13 protein-coding genes are annotated in these 20,969 nt (G+C 50.0%); 1 reads left to right on the plus strand and 12 read right to left on the minus strand.

Translation table 11 applies throughout. The features are described 5' to 3' along the window. Positions 1-441 precede the first annotated feature (441 nt). The 6 genes from DFQ01_RS02875 to DFQ01_RS02900 all read right to left on the minus strand — a co-directional run bounded on the left by DFQ01_RS02875 (position 442) and on the right by DFQ01_RS02900 (position 12,799). Positions 442-3,099 carry a response regulator gene (locus tag DFQ01_RS02875; RefSeq protein WP_110042392.1) on the minus strand — a complete coding sequence of 886 codons (2,658 nt, stop codon included), beginning with the start codon at positions 3,097-3,099 and terminating at the stop codon, positions 442-444. 136 nt (positions 3,100-3,235) lie between these two features. Continuing rightward, positions 3,236-5,131: a methyl-accepting chemotaxis protein gene (locus tag DFQ01_RS02880; protein WP_110042393.1), complete on the minus strand. Its 1,896-nt coding sequence runs from the start codon at positions 5,129-5,131 to the stop codon at positions 3,236-3,238. Next, positions 5,124-6,719, minus strand: a complete 1,596-nt coding sequence (locus DFQ01_RS02885; RefSeq protein ID WP_110042394.1) for a methyl-accepting chemotaxis protein — start codon at positions 6,717-6,719, stop codon at positions 5,124-5,126. Before DFQ01_RS02885 ends, DFQ01_RS02880 begins: the two co-directional genes overlap by 8 nt. Before the next feature lie 14 nt (positions 6,720-6,733). After that, entirely contained in the window at positions 6,734-8,887 is a 2,154-nt protein-coding gene (locus tag DFQ01_RS02890; protein WP_110042395.1) for an EAL domain-containing protein, read from the minus strand. A 15-nt stretch (positions 8,888-8,902) separates the two neighbouring features. Next, complete coding sequence (locus DFQ01_RS02895) at positions 8,903-9,322, minus strand: hypothetical protein (RefSeq protein WP_110042396.1); 420 nt, start codon at positions 9,320-9,322, stop codon at positions 8,903-8,905. A 168-nt stretch (positions 9,323-9,490) separates the two neighbouring features. Then, positions 9,491-12,799 carry a response regulator gene (locus DFQ01_RS02900; RefSeq protein WP_110042397.1) on the minus strand — a complete coding sequence of 1,103 codons (3,309 nt, stop codon included), beginning with the start codon at positions 12,797-12,799 and terminating at the stop codon, positions 9,491-9,493. Positions 12,800-12,972: 173 nt separating this feature from the next. Here DFQ01_RS02900 and DFQ01_RS02905 point away from each other — a divergent pair, with 173 nt between their 5' ends. Continuing rightward, entirely contained in the window at positions 12,973-13,674 is a 702-nt protein-coding gene (locus tag DFQ01_RS02905; protein ID WP_110042398.1) for a response regulator transcription factor, read from the plus strand. Positions 13,675-13,692: 18 nt separating this feature from the next. Here the strand turns inward: DFQ01_RS02905 and DFQ01_RS02910 are convergent, their stop codons facing one another. The 6 genes from DFQ01_RS02910 to DFQ01_RS02935 form a co-directional block, all read right to left on the minus strand. After that, the gene (locus tag DFQ01_RS02910; protein ID WP_174812577.1) at positions 13,693-16,323 is read right to left on the minus strand and encodes a chemotaxis protein CheW; all 2,631 of its coding nucleotides are present in this window, start codon (positions 16,321-16,323) and stop codon (positions 13,693-13,695) included. Next, entirely contained in the window at positions 16,310-16,738 is a 429-nt protein-coding gene (locus DFQ01_RS02915; protein ID WP_110042400.1) for a chemotaxis protein CheW, read from the minus strand. The genes DFQ01_RS02910 and DFQ01_RS02915 overlap by 14 nt, the downstream gene beginning before the upstream one ends. A 25-nt stretch (positions 16,739-16,763) precedes the next feature. Next, complete coding sequence (locus DFQ01_RS31845; RefSeq protein WP_281271967.1) at positions 16,764-17,072, minus strand: helix-turn-helix domain-containing protein; 309 nt, start codon at positions 17,070-17,072, stop codon at positions 16,764-16,766. Positions 17,073-17,238: 166 nt separating this feature from the next. Continuing rightward, positions 17,239-17,961 carry a response regulator transcription factor gene (locus tag DFQ01_RS02925; protein WP_110042402.1) on the minus strand — a complete coding sequence of 241 codons (723 nt, stop codon included), beginning with the start codon at positions 17,959-17,961 and terminating at the stop codon, positions 17,239-17,241. Positions 17,962-18,071: 110 nt separating this feature from the next. Continuing rightward, a complete protein-coding gene (gene pnpS / locus DFQ01_RS02930) occupies positions 18,072-19,895 on the minus strand; it encodes a two-component system histidine kinase PnpS (RefSeq protein ID WP_110042403.1) in 1,824 nt (607 codons plus the stop codon). 39 nt (positions 19,896-19,934) lie between these two features. Beyond that, the gene (locus DFQ01_RS02935) at positions 19,935-20,897 is read right to left on the minus strand and encodes a bile acid:sodium symporter family protein (RefSeq protein WP_342769975.1); all 963 of its coding nucleotides are present in this window, start codon (positions 20,895-20,897) and stop codon (positions 19,935-19,937) included. Positions 20,898-20,969 lie beyond the last annotated feature (72 nt).

Raw genomic sequence — 20,969 nt, forward strand, 5'->3', positions numbered from 1 at the left:
GTTGCAAACGGAGGGCTTCTTTCGTTCATGATAACTAAATCCTCCCTGCTAGGGAGGACCCCATGGGACTCCCGTCCCCTGGACCCCGGAAGGGGATGGTGGCCAGACTGAGGCGCTGGTGAGATGCTCCGTGCTGTGGGGCCGCGTGCCCCTTTGGGGCATAGCTTCTGTTCGTGCTGGTTAGTGTGTTGGGGACTCAAACAGAAATAAGCGCTGCTGAGCAATGCTGAGCAGCGCTTATTTCTGTTTGAGTTTATTTTCAGAACGATTAAGTGTAGTAAATTCCCTCTTAATTGCATTATGACTATTGATTTTCGTACTAGATTTAGAATTAGGTGTGGTTTTGCATTACTTATTGGTTAACGAAGACAAGATTATAAGGAATAAGTATAGATTTACCACCCTTATTCCTCACATAAGCGCTGATCTTGTCTCGATGTTCTATTTGGAGTCTCCCAGTAGAGGCACCGCGATCTGAATCGAGCTCAGCACGATGGCGGATCGGTCGTCCAGTTCAACGAGCTGTCGGTTTAGTTGTTCCCGATCTTCCGATAGCAGGCTTTCTTGCATCTGTTCGGCCAATGCAGCAAGATCTACGGCACCGATGTTGGACGCTACGCCTTTGAGTGTGTGCACGAGCAATTCTGCCTGCTTGTAATCCGCAGCAGCGATTGATTCTCGAATCTCTTTTACCGTATTCGCGTGGCCTTCGGAGAATCGCAGCAGGATGCCGCGATAGAATGCCCGGTTGTCGCGCAGCCGCTTAATCGCATCTGCAACATGCAGGCCTGGCAGTTGGTCTGGCAGCGACACAATCTCAGCAGCAGCTGCCGCCACCTCAGTCGCTGCTCGGCGATTGTCTTCCTTTATGAATCGTTGGAGCACGGCGTAAAGCTTCGCGGGTTCGAACGGCTTGGTGATGTACGCATTCATCCCCTGCTCCAATACTTTCTCCTTCACGCCTTTCATCGCATCCGCTGTTATCGCGACTATAGGCACATTAGCCAACTCGCTGCGCTCGCGCATCAAGCGCGTTGCCTCGAAGCCATCCATGACAGGCATTTGCAAGTCCATCAGTATAATATCGTATTGACTACGATCAACCATCTCCAGCGCCTCTACACCATTGTAGGCAATATCGACAATTGCACCTAGACTGCTCAGCATCTCTTGACCGATCTGCTGGTTAATATCATTGTCTTCAACGAGCAGAATACGTGCGCCCTGCAGCGATGAAAACTTATCCTGCATCTGTTGCCCACTTGAGCTTGGCTGCTTGTCCAGCACATGCTTGTGGAAGAGACCCAACATTTCATTGTACAGCTGCGACTGACTCATCGGATAATACAGTACCTTCTCGATCGGTGTATATCGAATACGATTAGATATTTGCGGATCATGATAAGCCGTAATAAGGACAATGATTTGCATCGGTGCGGAGCTGTACTGATTAATTCGTTCCGCTAGACGAATCGAGTCATCATGCTGCAGCTTCCAATCTACAATGACGAGATCGAAACTTCCCCCGTAGAACAGCTTCTCTATAACCTCTTGTTCCGTCTCAACCGTCGTCACTTGAAACCGGAACTGCTCCAGCTGGCTGCGCAGCACCCGCTTCATCTCCGGCTCATCGCAGACGAGCAGCACATTTTTGAACCGGAACGAATTATCGCTGGGCAGATTGACGATCAAACGAGACGATCGCTTAAGCTTCATCGTGAACGAGAAGCAGCTGCCGACGCCTGGCTCGCTCTCGACTTGCATCCTGCCGCCCATAAGCTGCACCAGCTCCTTGCTAATGACGAGCCCAAGCCCCGTACCACCGTACTTGCGAGTCGTCGACATGTCCGCCTGCGAGAAATGACGGAACAGCTTCGACTGCTGCTCCTTCGTCATCCCGATGCCGGTATCGCGAATTAAGCAGCGGAGTGTTACCTCCGAATGATGATCCGCATCCGCAAGCCGCTCAATCTCGATAGAAACTTCGCCCTTCTCTGTAAATTTGACGGCATTGTTCAATAGATTGATAAGCACTTGACCCAGACGATGCGGGTCGCCGACTAGCATCTGCGGCACCTCATGATGAATATCGAAATGGATATTAAGCCCCTTCTCGAACGCCTTCACATTGACGACGCTCGATACGTTATGCAGCACCTCGAACAAATCAAAGTCGGTTTGCTCCAGCACGATTTTGTTCGCCTCAATCTTGGAATAGTCCAAAATATCGTTAATGATCATAATGAGATTGTTCGCAGACAGCATCATTTTGTTCGAATAATCCTGCTGCCGCTCGGTTAGTTCCGTCTGTCTGAGCAGATGTCCGAGACCGATGATCGCATTCATCGGCGTCCTTATCTCATGGCTCATATTCGCAAGAAACTCACTCTTCGCCAGATTGGCCGCTTCCGCGGAGTGCTTCGCTTCCTCAAGCAGCGCATTGTTCGCCTCCAGCTCTTGCGTCCGTTCCTCAACAAGCTGCTCCAGATGCTCCTTGTAATGCATAAGCGTCTGCTCCGTCTCATAACGTCTAATTTCATAGGCCATGATCGAGTAAAACAACGGAACGGCAATCGTGTGGAAAATAACGAAGGTTACCGCGTATTCGCCTAGGAACAAGCTCTTCGTAGCCGCTGGCGCTGTGAAGATCGCCCACAGCACCGTCTGGATGCCGATGGCGAAGCCAAGTCCCCATGCAAACCACGTATGCCCATGGCTAATCCGCTCCCTCACCCGATGGGCGATAATACCTAATAAAGTGGTTACTAGAAGCGCTCCAGTCGCGAACATGATCGCTCCGCCAAGCGTCATTCGATAGATGCCAATAACAGCCGTCGTAATTGCGATCGCCCATGGCCCTCCGAATATGCCGGACATGACAACACTAACGAGCCGGACATCCATATGCAAGCCATCTTTGATCTCTAGCGGCATTTGCATAATGAGCAGTCCCATAATACTAAACAGCAGCCCGAAGCTAATATTCTTCCAAGCCATTACGGCGTTCGATAAATACGGATAAATCCATCTGGTCACAACGATCATGACGATAAGAAGCATACTGTATTGACCGAAAAAAAATAACAGATCCGTATTCATGCTCACCAACCCCTACAATGCGACATTTTATGTTTTTAACAACATGTTTCGACAACATTCACACTATTCCTCCTCCGTTGCAAAATAAAAACCTCTGTACGCAAATTCGCGAAACAGAGGCTTTCTCGTCCTTATGTTACTTATATTTAAACATTTCGATCGATTCGTTCAGACGCTCTGCCAGCTGTGACAATTCTTGTGATGCTGCTGCCGTCTCTTCGGCTGCCGCTGCCGCTTCTTCGCTTACGGAAGCTACCGATTCAATCGTCATCAGCACATCCGATGCTTTGGAAGCCTGTACTACGCTCGATTCGGCGATCGCATTCACTTTATCAGACATCTCATTCACCTTCTCGACGATTCCGTCGAACGATTGACGCGTTTCCGCGAACTGAAGCACACCATCGCTGACCGCCTTCACACATTCCGTCGTATTGCTCTGCATGCCATGAATGATCGAAGCAATCTGCTTCGTAGCGCTGCTGCTACGCTCAGCCAGCTTGCGAACCTCGTCCGCTACGACAGCGAAGCCGCGTCCTTGCTCACCGGCTCTCGCTGCCTCGATTGCTGCGTTTAGTGCAAGCAGATTCGTCTGCTCGGCAATTTCATTGATGACTTGAATAATATCGCCAATCTGGTTCGAATCCTTCTCGAGGTTCTCCATCTGCTGATTGACCTGCTGCATCGTTTCGATCGAATCGGTAATCTTGCTCGTACCTTGCTCCGCGATAAGAACAGCTTCGTTGGAATAATCGCGGGCTTGATTCGCATTGAAAGCCACACGTTTGATTGCTTGCTCCAGCTCCTCGAACAGATCAGCCATCGTCCGCGCTTGATCCGCCTGATCAACGCTCCCTCTGGCTACTTCATCCGTGCTCGCGGTAATCTGCTCTGCCGAAGCCGCCACACTGATTGCTGCAGAATTAACTTGACCAATCGTACGAGACAGTGAATCAAGCATCTCGTTCATATGCGATGCGAGTACGCCAAGCTCGTCCTTCGATTTGACATGCAGACGCGGACGGAAGTCACCCTTCGATAGCTGCTGCACAACGTCCGTGATATAAACGATCGGCTTCGCCAGACGCGTTGTGATCAAATAAGTAATCCCAATCGCAGCAAGTGTAACGACTACCGCCGCAAGCAACGTCGTCCACATCATGTTCCGGATCGGCACGGTCAGTTCATTCTTCGGTACGGCCATCTGAATAACGTATCCGTTTTTTGTTGCACGGGAATGACCGATCTTCTCAATACCGCCAAACGTATAGCTGTAGCCGATGTCCTTCTTCCCTTGCTGGATAGCTTTGAATGCATCATACACGGCTGGTACGCCTAGCTCCTCAATATGTTTGCCAACAAGCTCTTGGTTCGGATGAACTTGAACGATACCTTGGTTATCGACCAGTACCGCATAACCCGTATCGCCAATCTTCGCGTCGATGACACTCTTGGCAGCTCTCGAAATCGTGTAGCTCGTTGCATAGAAGCCATACGGCTTGCCATCCTGTATCAACGGAATAACAAATGAAACTACAAGCTTCGATGCGTCATTGACAGCCGGTTTTGGATCAGAGATATACGACTGGCCATCAGCAATGGCAGCCAAAAACGGACGATTCGATAAATCAATCGTTTGGCCATCACTGCCGCGGCTAAACTTGCCAGTAAGATCGAGGGAATAACCGCTCGTTTCAAATTCTGGATTACTCTTCGCAAAGGCCGAAATCAGCGCTTGATGTTTCTCAGCATCCATGCCATAGGATTGTCCAACATTCGCTATGGCTTCAAGCTTCGAAAATTTGGACTGCATCTCTTCATCAACCTGCTCAACAATGAGTGATGTCTGCATGCCTAGTTCCTTCTCGATCTCTTTCTCAAAGTTTTTAGAGTTCGGAATAAACAAGGATAACGACATCGCTACCACAATTGCGATAGCGATGACGAACGTGCTGAGCATCAGCCGTGTCGACAGTTTACGAATATGGATCAACCGGGACCAGCGAGCTTTCCATTTATTTGAATTATTCACGGTACACGCTGCCTTTCACTTTAAATTGAGCTACGGAATCACTTAGATGCTGTGCAAGCTTCGCCAGCGTCTGTGAGGTGGATGCCGTCTCTTCTGTTGAAGCGGCTGTTTCTTCACTTGCCGCAGCAATCGATTCAATCGCACGGAACACTTCATCGGTCTGTGCTGCCTGCTCCTCGCTGGAAGCCGCAATCTCACCGACACGATCGGCCGTGTCGCCGACCATCTCGACGATTTGCTCGAATGTTTCACCGACCCGCTTCGTCTGTGCCACAGCGCGTGTCACCGACTCGACGCTCGCAGCAGTGTTGCTCTGCATACCTTTAATAATCGACGTAATCCGTTTCGTTGCTTCCCCACTCCGCTCTGCAAGCTTGCGCACCTCATCCGCGACAACTGCGAAACCACGTCCTTGCTCACCAGCTCTTGCAGCTTCGATGGCAGCATTCAGCGCGATGAGATTCGTCTGATCCGCGATCTCATCGATCACTTCCGTAATGGCGCCAATCTGCTTCGAGTCATCCTCCAGCTTCTTCATCTGATCGGTTACAGCGGAGATGCCTTGAATGGACGCATTCACAATCTGTCCTCCGCTTCTAGCAATCTTCGCGGACTGCGTGGACATTTCGGCAGCGCCTTCCGCACTGCTGGCCACGGACTGAACAGCGATATTCAGCTCTCTGAACAACTCGGTAATATGCTGCGCGGTCTGTGCCTGCGCATCACTTGTACTCGATACCTCTTCAGTTGACGCCGAAATTTGCTGCGCTGCCGCCGCAACACTATGCGAGGAATGCAAGGCGGACTCGATTAGAGCATTCAAATTCACCAGCATTGTATTCGTAGCAACAGCGAGCTCTGCAGTTTCATCGTTACCTTTGACGATGAGCGGTTCAACGGTCAGATCGCCGTGCGATACTCGTTCAATAGCCCGCGTTACCGCAGTAAGCGGCCTGCTGATCATCAGAACGAGCGAAAAGGCGACAGCGATGCCAGCTACCAGGCTAACAATCGAGAGCCCTGCTATCCACAGGAAGGCTGAATGATACGTATCGTTTGATTGCACGGCTACCTCATCTGCACTGTTATTATTCAAATCCAGCAGGAAGTCGAGGTTTTCTTGCATTTTGTCATAGGAGGCATCTGAGAGCTGAAGCAAATCGCCTGCTCCCGCAGCATTGTGAAAATCGCTAAGCGCCAGCACCTTCTCATTGGCGGACAGAAACTGCTGCCAATGAGTTGTCAACGAGTTAAATGCTTCCTGTTCTTCATCGGATACGATTGTTTCGCTGTATCTATGAAAATCATTTTGCAGCTCGGCTTCAGCCTCGGCAATTTGCTGCTTGTACTGCTGTTTAGCCGGAGCCTCGTCCTCCAGTGCATACATAGCGGTCAAACTTAGCACGTGCTCCGTCAAATAATTAATGTGCTGAATCGTTTGGACACCTGGCAGCCAGATGTCATTTACATTGTCAACCTTGTTCTTAAGCGACTTTAATTGCACGGCAGACAGTGCACTAATCACGACCATCAACGCCAGCAGCATTAAAAATCCAGCCATCATTTTTTTGCCGACTGTCACACGCATTATGTTAGCCCCCGTTAATCAATATCTAGAATTTCATTTAATTGCTCATCCAACTTGCAGCGTGTTTCGCTCAGCAGCCGTTCTGCCTCATCAGCAGCGACCGGATGGCTGAATAGATACCCCTGTGCAAACGGACAACCGCTCTGTCGCAGCGCAGCCAGCTCTTCCAACCGCTCTACACCCTCTGCGACAACATCCAGCCCGATCTGCTTGGACATAGCAAGCACGGACTGTACGATTGCGGTATGTACAGCATTCGTATCGATATGTTTAATGAACGATTGGTCAATCTTGAGCTTGCCGACAGGCAGCTCCTTCAGATACTTGAGCGAGCTGTAGCCCGTGCCAAAATCGTCAATCGACAGATTGACGCCAAGTGATTGCAAATCCATCAGAATCGGAAGCGCAGTATGTATATCCATCATGACGCCCTCGGTTATTTCCAGTTCCAGCCATTGCGGCGCAAGTCCTGTTCGGTGCAGCAGACTGACGAGCGATTCGGTGAACAAGGGGTCATAAAATTGACGCGACGAAATATTCACGCTGATCACGATTGGCGTGAATCCACTGTCCTGCCACTGTTTGTTTTGTCGGCAAGCTTCCTCCAGCACCCATCTGCCAATTGGAACAATCAAGCCTGTCTCTTCGGCTATTGGGATAAACTCGCCAGGCGATACGGTGCCAAGCACCGGATGGAACCATCGGATCAGACTCTCCATTCCGACCAGACGTGCATTCTCAGTTACAACAATCGGCTGATAATAAAGCTTCAGCTGTCCAAATTCCACTGCTTTGCGCAGATGAAGTTCAATCTCCATTCGTCGATGCAGCTGCTCGTTCAAGGTTGGGTTATAGATCTGCGTCTGACGGCCTTGCTGCTTCGCCTCGAACATAGCCATTTCCGATGCTTGCAGCAAATGCTCTGCACGATCCGAATGACTCGGGTATAAGCTGACACCAACGCTGCAGCCGATATAGATGTCTTGCGCATCGAATTGAAACGGCCGATGAAACTGTGCGTGCAGATGGTCGATCGTCTCCTTCATTTCGGAATGCTCCCGATACGAGAACAAATAGACGAAGGTGTCGCCGCCCATTCGAACGGCATGACCATGTTCCGCTCCCAGCTTCTGCAGCCGTCTTGCAATATTCATCAACAGCTGGTCGCCAATATCGTCACCAAGCGACTCATTGACCAGCTTGAAATGATTAAGGCCTATGAACAGCATCGCTGCCGTTCTGCCATTGCTGCCGGCAATCTCAAGTGCCTGCTGGATATATTCCTGAGCATACTCACGATTGGGCAGTCCAGTCAGACCATCATAATGAATAAGACGATTAATTCGCTCTTCCGCTCGACGCTGATTCGTAATATCTACGCTAAGCGCTACCGCCTCAACGACATCGTCATCCTCCCAGAGCGGCTGAATCGTCGTCCGATACACACGTCCATTCCAGCTCGTATCGAACCAATCAATTTCCTCGCCAGCCCACGCTCGTCTATACCGATCTTCATGGCGACGCGCCACATGTGCGGGCATGAAATCAACAAGCTCACGACCAACTACCTGTTCTGCCTTAATGCCGAACAGCTCGCCGACGCAGCTTGTATGTACGAAACCATTCTGTTCTTGCTTGAACTTCAACACCAGTCCGTTATATCGGACGAGCGTCTTCTTGAGCGTATGCTGTGCAGCCTTCAGATCCTTCTCCATCTTCATGCAGGTCAGCATGGCTTCCAACAGTACACGCATAGACGGTTCTTGCGGTCGATTCATAACAATAAGCTTGCATCGCTGCATGAAATCGTTAATGACCCTAGTATCCGCTGTATTCGAGAACAGCAGATCTTTATGAAAATAATCGGCAGCTCCCCATTTCAATGCTTGGAAGGTTAATGCCGAGCCTTCCGTCGCGTAGCTGCTCAGCATCATGACCGGTACAGGGCAGCAGTCCATCAAGTGACGCAGCGCCGTAATCCCATCCATCTGAGGCATTTCCACATCCAGGATGACAAGATCCGGGCGAAGCTCTAGGGCGCGTTCCACACCCTCACGCCCGTTGTTCGCCGTCCCTACTACTTCAAAGTACGGACTTTCTTGGAAAAGATTAACGACCATTCGCCTCATTAAGCTGGAATCGTCCACAATCAATACACGATATGACATCGCAGCATGTTCACCTCAACCGACAATTTCCTTCATTCTGGATTCCGTTCCTGAGAAATCGATCAACTGAGAAATCTCACTCCGTGCTTTGAATAGAAATCTTCCTACCGAGCTGTTCATCTGATGATGAGCCACCGAATAGGTCATCAGCATTTGTTCATCATCATATTGGCAGGTCACGCCACCAGCAGCGATACCGACGCCTGGTCCCTGCTCGATGATACGCCCTGTTCGAACATACGCAAGCGGAATAATAACCGAATATTCGAGACATAACTGCTGATCTTCGTCCATAATTCGAAACAACTCGAGAAATTTTTCCTTCTCCCGCTGCCATAAACTAACGTTGTTATTTAAGAGCACTTCCGTCCAACTTGTTTCATTATTTAAACAGGAAGCGATGAATTCGCTTCTGTAATAGGGAAGTAACTGCACGCCCCTCACCTCCGTACGCATGAATTGAAGTATAAGAGGAAATTGTTAGAAAAGTTCTTATGAATGTATTTGATCTTTATTAATGTGTCATATGGCGTCATATTCCGGTTTAGATATTTAAACAACAAAAAGCCGTCTGCTGCCACATCGATTGCGGCAGCGGAACGGCTATTTACGATTCATCTCTAATAAGGATGGATCCGGTAAGGATTGGATAATCACAGCAATTTCGGCAGAGGCTGTCTCCAGCGCACCGAAATAGGCGGTCGGATTATCAATGACAACAGCTTCAAGCTGGATCGCAGCAACGGCTAGCCGATGGGCGGACATATTCTTAGCCACTCCAATCAACGTATGCACTTCCCTTGCTGCATCCCGATACTCGCCGTTACCGAGCAGATGTGTTAGCCGCTCGGCGAAGTCGGTGTACTCTTTCTTGAACAGATGAAGAATGTGCAGCGCAATCGACACTTTGCCTTCAAGCCGCTTCAGCATTTGGTCGAGATCGACGCCAACGATTGTCTCACGGATCGCCTCATACAATGCCCGCTCTTCTGGACGGCGGCTCACATGACGAATATGCGGAGAGGGCATCCAGTGATTCACACATTTTCTTAACATTTCCGCATCGAGCGGTTTCAGCATAATATCGTTAATGCCAATTTCGTAATAAGACTTATGATCACTCTGCATCGCATTGGCCGTAAGAGCAATGATCGGGATATCTGAATGCTCTGCACTTGCTCTAATTCGTTTCGTTGTCTCATAGCCATTCAGAATCGGCATGTACATATCCATCAGAATGAGATCGAAGCGCTGCTCATTCAATCGTTCGAGCGCCTCAAGACCATGGTTCGCAACCGTTACCTCATAGCCAAACAATCGGAGCAGCTCCACCGCAACCTGCTGATTGATTTCATTATCCTCGACCAACAGGATGCTCGGCTGTGATGCAGCATGATCCTGCTCAGTCGAAACAGCAGCTTCTCTGCTACTACTTTGCAAGGCAATCGTAGATGCGTGTCCGTTGTGAACAACAATGCGCTTCAGCGTCTGATAAAGCTCTAAACGGCTAGTCGGTTTGCTTAGCAGCGCATTTGGCAGTTGACCGCCCATCATCTGCATAATTTCTTCACGTGCATAAGCGGAAGCAAGCGCGATGACGGCGATCCCTTTGCGGTTGCACAACTCCATTAAACGGGTCCATGTATGTTCGCCATACATATCATCCATTTCCATGTCTACAACGATGCAGTCCATATATTCAGACACGCGAGAAGCACGGTCTACAAATTGGTATAGATGATCCCACGTCTGCGAAGTTGTCACCCGACAGCCGAATGACTCCAACGTCCGTGCGATAACATCCCGATGCAATCGATCATCCTCTACGATGTGAACGCGAAAGCGGCCATCAGGAGCTTCCAGCTCCCACGTACGATCCTCGGACTCCGGTATAGGCATATCGATCTCGAACTGGAATCGGCTTCCGATACCAATCTGGCTGCTTGCCCGCAGCTCTCCACCCAGCAGCGAAACAAGCTCCTTCACAATAGGCAGACCTAACCCAGTGCCAGACTGTTTGCCTCCACTATCATACTCTGCTTGCCAGAACGGTTCATACAGCATGCGGAGCTGTTCGCCTGTCATCCCTATGCCGGTATCTTCCACCGTAAAACGGATGCTGATCATCTGCCGTGTCTGCTGAAGCTGCTGGACATACAGATGCACATAGCCTTGTTCGGTAAACTTGATCGCGTTGCTGCATAGATTCATAAGAATTTGCTTCAATCGCAATGGATCACCCAATAACCGAGCGGGAAGGTGCGTATCCGTCTCAACAACAACCTCTACCTGCTTAAAGCCTTTCAGCACAGAAAGAGTGTTCGTCAAATCGTAGACAAGCTCGTCTATGTCAAATTCAACCTGCTCCATGTTCAGCTTGCCGGCCTCGATTTTGGACAAATCGAGAATATCATTGATAATACCAAGCAGCAGATGCGAGGATGACGTGATTTTGTGCATATAATCCTGCTGAATATCGGATAGCTCCGTATGCTTCATAAGCTGGGCCAAGCCAATAATACCGTTAAGCGGCGTACGAATCTCGTGGCTTACCCTTGCGAGGAAGCGGCTCTTCGCCCGACTCTCTTGGTCGGCCTGCTTCAGGTCAGTAATCTCGTGCATGCTGCATATCATATAGCCTTCGACTTCGGAGGTCCCTTGAATATCCGAGAGAATGACATAGTATTCCCGCGTTACCCCGTCTGCCATGATGATGGTCGTCTCGAAGCCTGTCTTACGTCCCGTTGCAGCAATTTCTATCCAGTTCTTGCGCCACTGCGATTCGTTCATCTTCATGCCCAGTTCGAACAATGGACGGCCAACGACTTCTCGCTGATCCTTACGAGCCATGTTGCAAAAATAGCTGTTCGCGAATAAGATACTGCCGCTGCGATCAAGCTCCAGAATAAAATCCTGCGGATTCTCCGCCAGCGACAAATAGCGTTCTTCGCTCTCATGAATTCGCCGCTCGGCTGCCTTCTGCTCTGAGATATCAATAATGGTGCCGATAATGGATGTGACAGCTTCATCCTCTAATATCGGTTGAAGCGTGACCCATAAATCGAATTTTCCAACTCGTGTTTCATAGCCGGTGGACATCCCGCCATTCCAGACGGAATCAATATGACCTCTAAATTTAGCGCCCGATGCGCTTGGAAGAAGCGAGAATACCTTCAATCCCGGTTCATAGTCAGAAATTTCTCCGCCGCCTAATGTTTCAACAAGCCGCGACAGCAGCTTCCCGCTGATCATTTTGTACACGTAATGCGTGTCCTGCTTTATGATTTTAAATGTAATGCCGTTGTGCAGCCGCATCGTATTCGTCAGCTCGTCCCTCGTCTCCTTGAGCTGCTCCTGCACTTCTGTTGCGCGATGCAAGTAACGAATCAAGAAACCGATGAACAGGACACCAAGCCACGCTGTAATCAGGTAAGGAATCGAAGTGTTGAAATTGACCATCTCATCTGTTCGATCAAGCCCCCCAGAAAGAATAAAGATGGCAAGCGTTGATCCCGACATCCACAGCCAACGCCGTTTGAAGCAGCTATACTTGCGTGTGATGATGTAACCGGACGCCCCTATTGTACCTAGCACCAATACAGCTCGCAGCCACGTACTTAAACTCCACATATCAGGAATGGACATCGTAATCAACGAAATAACCCCCGCCGACGCCCCGCCAAAATGAATGGCGACGAGTATCGCGATGGATCGCAGGCTCAGGATAGAACCCTCACTTGTCGTTATTCCGAGCTTATATAGAATAATCCCAGATATTCCCATGTACAAACCAATTAAAATCGCGCTTGCTTTTGACGATATATTTTTAACATAAGGATGAATAAGGAGCTGAATACCAACGAATGTGAATATCGCTAGCAAAGACAGATTCAACAGAAAATGCTCATACATGGCTGATCACCCTTCCTGATACTTACAACAGAAACCTGTACCTTAGTATAAACTTTATACGAAATTGGCGATAGACGGGCATATTTCGACATTATATAATGAATTACATATTAAATTATTAGCAAAGTATTAGCACCCTTAACATTCGTTTCACTAAGGCGGGAGCAACAACCATGACGAAAGTACTTATAATTGAAGATGATAATATCTTCGGTGACATGTTAAGCCTATATTTGACAGAGGAACAGTATGATGTCGTACGTGTAGCAAGTGCGGGAGAAGGCTTGCGGACATTGAAGGACTATACACCTCATGTCATTCTACTAGACCTTATGCTGCCAGACACCGAAGGGATTAACGCCTGCGCTTTGCTAAGAGAGTTTACGACTATTCCAATTATCGTTATCTCTGCCGAGACGAAAGTGTCCGAGCGTATTCAGTCCCTCAGTGAGGGTGCGGATGACTACATGGTCAAGCCATTCAGCATGCAAGAACTGAAAGCTCGTATTGAAGCCGTCCTGCGACGCACAACGGCAATCCAGTCTCAGATCGTTTCACCAACCCCTGCATCTCCAGCCGCAGATGATCGCGTGCTTACGCTCGATTTGGCGCGGAGACTGCTCATTTGCAACGGTACCGAGATTGAGACGACTTACTCCGAATTCGAAATTATGAAGCTTCTTTACAACAATCCGAGCAAAGTGTTCAGTCGCGAAGAGCTAATTAACGCGATCCGCGGAATCGATTCCTACATTAACGAACGTGCCATCGATGTTCATATTACGAACCTTCGCAAGAAGATTGAGAGTAACCCGAAGGAACCGCAATATATTAAAACCGTCTGGGGCGTCGGATATAAGTTCATGAAAAAATAGAGGGGTGCGAGCACCCCTCTATTGTCTTTCATTCACCATCTGCTTCATAACGTCCATACTCAGCTGGTAGACAAGATGCTCATCCATTCGATAAACTCCGTTAATTGCACGCTGCTTCCGGCGAATTTCTTCCGGCGCCTGCTCTATGCGCTGCTCCGTTACAGATACAACCTCTAAGACCTCATCGACCAGTAGTCCTGCAAGACGATCTCCTAGATCGACAACGAGTACTCGTGCTTGTTCATCGGCTGCACCTGCGGTAGAAACGCCGCCACCGGTTAGATAGGCACTCAATTGATACAACGGCATTAGTTGATCACGCAGTTGGATAAGCCCAAGCATATAACGGTCGGATTGCGCTGACCGCTTAATGTCTGGCACACGTACAATTTCATGAATGGATTGTATATCGATGCCATAATGAATTCCGCTGAGCAGGAATGTGATACGCTTCACTTCGTTAATGACGCGAGCCTCTGTACTCCGCGATCGATGGGACGAAGCGTGATGCGATTGAGCCGCCTGGCGGACGATAGCGGCAATATCCAGGATAAGCGCAATGCTGCCGTCGCCCATGATCGTCGAACCCGATAGACATGGTACTTGCCCGATGTATGAGCCCAGTGATTTTACGACGATCTCCTGATTCGCAATGGATCGGTCGAACAGCAGGCAGACACGCTGCTCGCCAATACCGACCGTCACGACGAACAACCGCTTCCCGCTTCCAGATGCTGTCGACGAAACACCCAGCAGCCGATCCATTCGAACGAATGGCAGAAGCTCTCCTCGCACCATACACATTTCGCGTGAATGAATCGTCTTGATGTCGTGCTCGCTCATATGAGAAATTTCAATGACATTCACGATCGGCAGCGCGAACACGAAATCGCCAAGTCCAACGAGCAACGAGCGGATGATTGCCAGCGTAAGCGGAAGCTTGACCGTAAACGTCGTACCAACGCCTTCTGTCGTATCTATATCAATAATTCCGTTCAACTTCTCAATTCTCGTCTTCACGATGTCCATTCCGACACCTCTGCCGGACACATCGGTTACCTGCTCAGCTGTCGACATGCCGGAGTGGAAAATCAGACCGATCGCTTCCTTATCCGTCATTCGCTCCGCTTCGTCTTCCGTGACGAACCGTTTCTGAACCGCGTTGCTGCGAATCGCATTCGCATGAATGCCGCGGCCATTATCGCTTACCCGAATCGTTATTGTGTTTTCTTCATGGCTTGCCCGAATAACGACACGCCCTTTGCGCGGCTTGCCGCTTGCGATTCGGTCCTCAGGAAGCTCCAAGCCGTGATCAACTGCGTTGCGAAGAATATGGATAAGCGGGTCGCTAATTTCCTCGATCAGCGTACGATCGAGTTCCGTTTCCTTGCCTTCGATGACAAGATCAACTTCCTTGCCAACCTGCTGCGCTAAATCCCGTACGAGACGCGGAAACCGGTTGAATAGCTGCTCGATCGGCAGCATACGCGTCTTCATCACACCGTCCTGCAGTTCAGCGACAACCCGGCTAATATGCCCGGTCACATCCTCAAGCAGCGCAAGCTCTCCGTTATCCTGCTGTTCCAATGCACGGAATCGGCTGTTCACATCAATCAGTCGCGTTTGGCCAATGACAAGCTCCCCGACAAGGTTCAGCAGATGCTCTAGACGATTCACATCAACTCGTACCGTCTGTGTGGCTTGGAACTTGCCGTTGTCTCCGCGAGGCCGCTCTGCAGGCTGCTGCGACGTTTCTTCGAATACAGGCAGCGATGACTTGTCGAGCAGCCAATTCAACGTCAACTCGCTGGCTTGAACAGCCTCTACGTCCGCCAACTGTCGTGCGAATTGCGCAAGCGCATCAATCGAATCGCATTCGGATACCATGCATCCGATGAGAAGTGTGCCCTGCTCGATTGAAGGAAGACTCGCCTCATCCGGCGATACAGCCAGCACCTTCGCCGCTTCTCGTAATTGCCCAATCGTAAGCAGCGCCCGCGCAAAAGGCAGCTCCGTATCGTCCTTCAGCTTAATCTCGACCAGATGCACTTTAGCTCCGCTTGCCAGCTCCGAACGGACATCTTCGAGCTGTTCGTCTTGAAAGGCTGTTGGCTGCAATGTTGTGCCAGCTAATAATGTATGCGCAATCGTCTTGCTGTCCTCGTTCGCTAGCGCTGGGACGGCGTTGACGCTGTTCGGCATCTCTGCTTCGAGACTGCTTGGACGGCTGTCGGGCGCATCGTCATCAACAACATCCCCGCATACAAACGCATCCAGCAGCACAACCAAATCTCCGATCGGTTCCTCCTCGTGCACCCCTTGCAAGAAACGCTCGCGTTGACGCTTCAAATAATCGACGCAGCGGAACAATGTATTCATCAATCGTGTATTCGTGTGCAACCGATTGGACCGAAGGCCGTCGAATACCGTCTCGACCTTATGCGTCATGTTCTTTATCTGATTGAAGCCCATAACGGCTGAAGAACCCTTCAGCGTATGGGCAGCTCGGAAGATCGTTTGGAGCGTGACTTGCTGACTGCCATGCTGCTCCATCTCCAGCAGCTGCTCGTCCATGATTTGTACTTGCTCGTCCAGCTCATCGAGGTACACGTTCAGATACGTCGATAACAGCTGATCATTGTGCAGCATAAGCATCCTCCTGCAGCAGCGTTACGACATTGAGCATATTAACCCATTCATTATCTGCCTCATTCAATCCGATGCCCGTAATAAACTCATCCGTACGCTTCGCTTCTTCATAGTGATGAATCTGATTGTAGGTCGTCACGCGGTGGACACGGTCCACGACGAATGCGACAACATCGCTGTCCAGCTGGACGATCACCATCCGCGACAGCTCCGAGTCTTCCGCTCGGAAGCGGCTGCCCGGAGTTACGACAGGTACGATGCTTCCACGCAAATTAATGACACCCAGGATGCTTCGTCTCGCATTCGGAATCGGCAGGCATGGCTGCATCCGAATGATTTCCTGTACGTCTTGAATCGGAATCGCATACCGCTCATCTGCGATTCCAACCTCTATGTATTGCTGCTGCGCACTCATCGTTTCTTCGCTCCTCTAAAGTCCGCTACGAAAATCGTTTCGCTTTCTTGCCAAGCACCGTCGCCAGTTGTTCCCGCTTCATCTCCGCGCAATCACAGCAATAGCCACCTTCGGTCAGCATACTGCTCATACAGACCGACATCAGCTTGCGGACGCTCGAGATATTCATCTTTTTTAAAATATTCGCGACGTGGTTTTTGACCGTTTTCTCGCTTATAAACAATATGTCGGCCAGCTCCCGGTTCGAGTACCCATGAAAAACAATTAAGGAGACGACCTCGATTTCCCGGCTCGTCAGCTGGTACTGCTCATCGAGTTGATCATAATCCTTCACCTTATATCTTCCCCTACACAATTTGTCGACTTTAAATGTAAGGCAATACTATTAATTAAAAATCACAAAAAGTATTAACTGATCATTTTGTTTCCTCACAAATGCTTAAAACAATTGGTACAAGGTGGAGCGTCCGCCGCAACAAACAAAAAACTCGGTCCCCTTCTCACTTGAAGGTACCGAGTTTTTTGGGCAGCACCAGCTTATAGCCGACACCACGGATGGATTCAATTTGAACGGATTGCTGACCAAGCTCCAGCTTCTTGCGAAGCGAGCTGACGTGCACATCGACCGTACGCTGGCCGCCGATATAATCGAAGCCCCATACGATATTCATCAGGTCATCACGCGTGATGACCATGCCTGGGCGTTGAACGAGATAGAGCAGCACTTCGAACTCCTTCGGACGCAGCGGCACCGTCTCTCCATTGAGCACAACCTCGTACTTCTCTGGGTAAATCGACAGGTCGCCAGCTGTAATGACCTTCTCATTCGTTTCCACCGTTGCCTTGCCCTCATCCTGCTGTGTCCGCCGCAGAACAGCAGATACACGTGCAAGCAACTCGGCGACGCCAAACGGCTTCGTAATGTAGTCGTCCGCTCCATGCTTCAGTCCCTGCACGACTTCTTCCTCGGCATTACGCGCCGTCAGAATAATAATCGGCGTCCGAATGCCATGCTGCCTCAGACGCGTCAGAATCTCGAAGCCATTCATTCCCGGAAGCATAATATCAAGAATAATGAGATCAAAGCTGCGCTGCAGTGCAGCCTGCAGCCCTTCGCCACCATGATCGATGACCGTTGTCTCATAGCCTTCCTGCGTCAAGTTATACGACAACAAACGCGCCAACGTCGGTTCATCTTCTATGACCAGCACCTTATGAGACATGGAATCCTCCAACTCGCGTATTATCGACAATGACTTTACGCGAAAGTTACAATTTTACAACTATTTTATCATGGTTTCGTCAATAATGGTCAATACTTTTCTTCCCATCCTTACGGATGAATGACAGGAATTTCGATCATAAACTTCGTTCCGACTCCGACTTCACTGTCTACCGCGATTGTCCCATTATGCAATTCGACGAGATGCTTCACTATCGACAACCCAAGTCCCGTTCCCCCTGAGCTGCGCGAGCGAGCCTTGTCCACCCGATAGAATCGTTCGAATATGCGCGGAAGATCCTTCTTCGGAATGCCGATGCCTGTATCTTTAATAGTAATGCGTATACGTTCATAATCATCGCGCGTTTCATCTGTCAGTGCATACGGCGTAACCGATGCTGGCCATACTGGCTCAACGATGACGGTAACCTTCCCGCCCTCCGGCGTATAGTTGATCCCATTGGACAACAGGTTCATAACAATCTGGCGTAGACGATCCTCGTCCGCTTCCACATAGATGTCGCCTTCTGCAATGAGCTCCAGACGGATCGACTTGCGGGCAGCTTCTGCTTCCAGCAGCTGAACGGTCTTCGCTGCGAACGATTGCAGCTCCACCGGCGAGAACATGAGCGGCACACGCCGCGATTCGATTTTGGATAGTTCTAGTATATCACCAATGAGACGATTCAGCCTCTCACTCTCATCATAGATAATTTGAAGGAACGAACGCGTTGTTTCTTCATCCTTAACCGCACCACCAAGCAGTGTCTCTGCAAAGCCCTTCACCGCTGCTACTGGCGTCTTCAGCTCATGGGATACGTTCGCGACGAACTCGCTGCGCATCCGCTCAAGACGACGGATTGCCGAGACGTCCTGAAGCACGAGCAGTATACCGACGAATTCGTTATCCTGCATAACCGGCACGAGATTCAGCTCCAGAAGTCTTTCTTCCGGGTAGTAGAATGTCATCTCCTCGTGAATGTACGATTGTTTCTCGAACGCCTCTCGAATGAGTGAAGTCAGCTCGTGCTGCTGCCTAGCGTCCGAATAGTGGCGTCCGACAAGCTCGCGCGAGGTGAAGCCGAGGATATCTTCCGCACGGCGGCTGAGCAATACGATATGCCCCGTCACGTCGATCATCACGATTCCGTTGATCATGTTGTCGAGTACACTTTCCAGCTGGCTTTCATTCTGACGGATGCGCTCCATTTGAACCTGAAGGCTCTCGGCCATCGCATTAATCGCATAGCCCAATTCGCCGATCTCGTCCTGCTTCTTAACGGGGACGCGAGCTTTATAATCGAGACGCTGAATGCGCTTCGCAACCTTCGTAATTTGCTCTAACGGCCGCGTCATACCGCTCGCCACGCGATAGCTAATTAAGGCCGCGGCAAGGAAAAGTACCAGCAGCCAGACAATAAGCGCTGTCCAAAGATTGCGGATACTCTGTTCGACATCCTCCAAGCTCATGGATAGACGAATAATGTACGGTCCCTCATCAGCCTGCACTTCCAACGCGACATACAGCATATTCTGATTGGTCGTGTCGCTCATCCGAATGCTGCTGCCAATCTCGCCATTCAGCGCTTCCGCTACTTCCTTGCGTGACTTATGATTGTCCATCGTATGCGGATCATGGTCCGAATCGCCAAGCACGACGCCATCTGTTTGAATGAAGGTGACGCGTGAATCAGCGTTTTTCTTCATATCCGTTGCGATTTGCGTATAGTACTTGAATTTGGGGGACAACTCCACGTCCGCTGTATCCCACTCCATCCCTGCTGCAATAATGCGAATCTCCCGCACCATGCTGTCTTCTAAAGCTTGTATATGATTGCGCTTGAACATCTGAGCCATTAACAGTCCTGAAGCAAGAACGGATAGCCCGATAACCCCAATCATAATAAGTGTTAATCGTGAACGAAAGCTGTTCATCATTGTCAACTCCTGTCGCCTCAAGGCAGCATACGAATTCTATCGTACATGGATGGGCGACCGTTCGCCAGCATCAGGTTTGTTAAGTTTCTGTAAAACGTAGTGATGCAGCGTCGCCATCGGCTGTTGGATGAGAATCGACAGGACGACCGGAACAGCAGACAACGGGTCGAAATACCCCATCGCCAGCACGATTCCTAGCGAGATGTTACGCATGCCGGAAGCATACGACACCGTAACAAGCGTTTCACGATTGCGGAATGGCAGCGCGCCGAAGTAGCCCAGCGCGTAGCAGATTGCGACAAGCAGAATGCTGACAGGCACAAGCCGGATCATGTCATCCTTCAACTGCTCTACATAAGGCTCGATCGCCGCTGCATTGAGCGCGACTACCGCAACGAAACACAGCTTCGAGATTGGAGAAGCAATATGCTGCACCTTGCTCTGAATGCGGCCCTTCGACAGCTCGTACAGCGTAACACCGATAACCGTGGGCGCCACGATAATGAGCACCAGATCACGAATCATACCGCCCGTATCAATATCAACGACTGCACCAAACATCAGCTTAATGCCGGAAGGTACGACGATCGGGCTGATCGCTGAATCAATAACGACGAGCGCGAGCATAAGTGCGACGCTTCCGCCTGACATGCCGACCCACAGCACAGAAGAAACGCCTAACGGAATAATCGCGAATAAGACAAATCCAACGACATAGGGTGAATGTGCACCAAACAGAGCAGCACCGATCCCATATGCGATAAGTGGCGCAGCGATATGCGTTAATACGAACGTCCATCCGATAATGCCGGGACGGCGCAGCACTTGACGAAGCTGGCCTAAGCCGCAGCCGATTGCCATCGTAAGTGTGACATACGCGAATAAGTAAGGCACCGCATCAACCATCGGACGCAGCACCGAGGAGCATAGAAACCCGATAACAAGCGATCCGGGAATCAGCAGGAACATCCATTTCTCAAACCAACGACTAAAAGCCAACCCATTTCATCCCTCTCGCAGCAATTACGTTTCAGTATACTACGATTGGTAGGATGGAAAAAGCCCCGTACA

Origin of the sequence: Paenibacillus cellulosilyticus (genome assembly GCF_003182255.1) — a bacterium.
Lineage (GTDB): Bacteria > Bacillota > Bacilli > Paenibacillales > Paenibacillaceae > Paenibacillus_T > Paenibacillus_T cellulosilyticus.

Coding starts and splice junctions, on each gene's coding strand:
- DFQ01_RS02875 (WP_110042392.1), bottom strand. CDS start 3,099: ATGAATACGGATCTGTTATTTTTTTTCGGTCAATACAGTATGCTTCTT.
- DFQ01_RS02885 (WP_110042394.1), bottom strand. CDS start 6,719: ATGCGTGTGACAGTCGGCAAAAAAATGATGGCTGGATTTTTAATGCTG.
- DFQ01_RS02890 (WP_110042395.1), bottom strand. CDS start 8,887: ATGTCATATCGTGTATTGATTGTGGACGATTCCAGCTTAATGAGGCGA.
- DFQ01_RS02900 (WP_110042397.1), bottom strand. CDS start 12,799: ATGTATGAGCATTTTCTGTTGAATCTGTCTTTGCTAGCGATATTCACA.
- DFQ01_RS02905 (WP_110042398.1), top strand. CDS start 12,973: ATGACGAAAGTACTTATAATTGAAGATGATAATATCTTCGGTGACATG.
- DFQ01_RS02910 (WP_174812577.1), bottom strand. CDS start 16,323: ATGCTGCACAATGATCAGCTGTTATCGACGTATCTGAACGTGTACCTC.
- DFQ01_RS02915 (WP_110042400.1), bottom strand. CDS start 16,738: ATGAGTGCGCAGCAGCAATACATAGAGGTTGGAATCGCAGATGAGCGG.
- DFQ01_RS02925 (WP_110042402.1), bottom strand. CDS start 17,961: ATGTCTCATAAGGTGCTGGTCATAGAAGATGAACCGACGTTGGCGCGT.
- pnpS (WP_110042403.1), bottom strand. CDS start 19,895: ATGAACAGCTTTCGTTCACGATTAACACTTATTATGATTGGGGTTATC.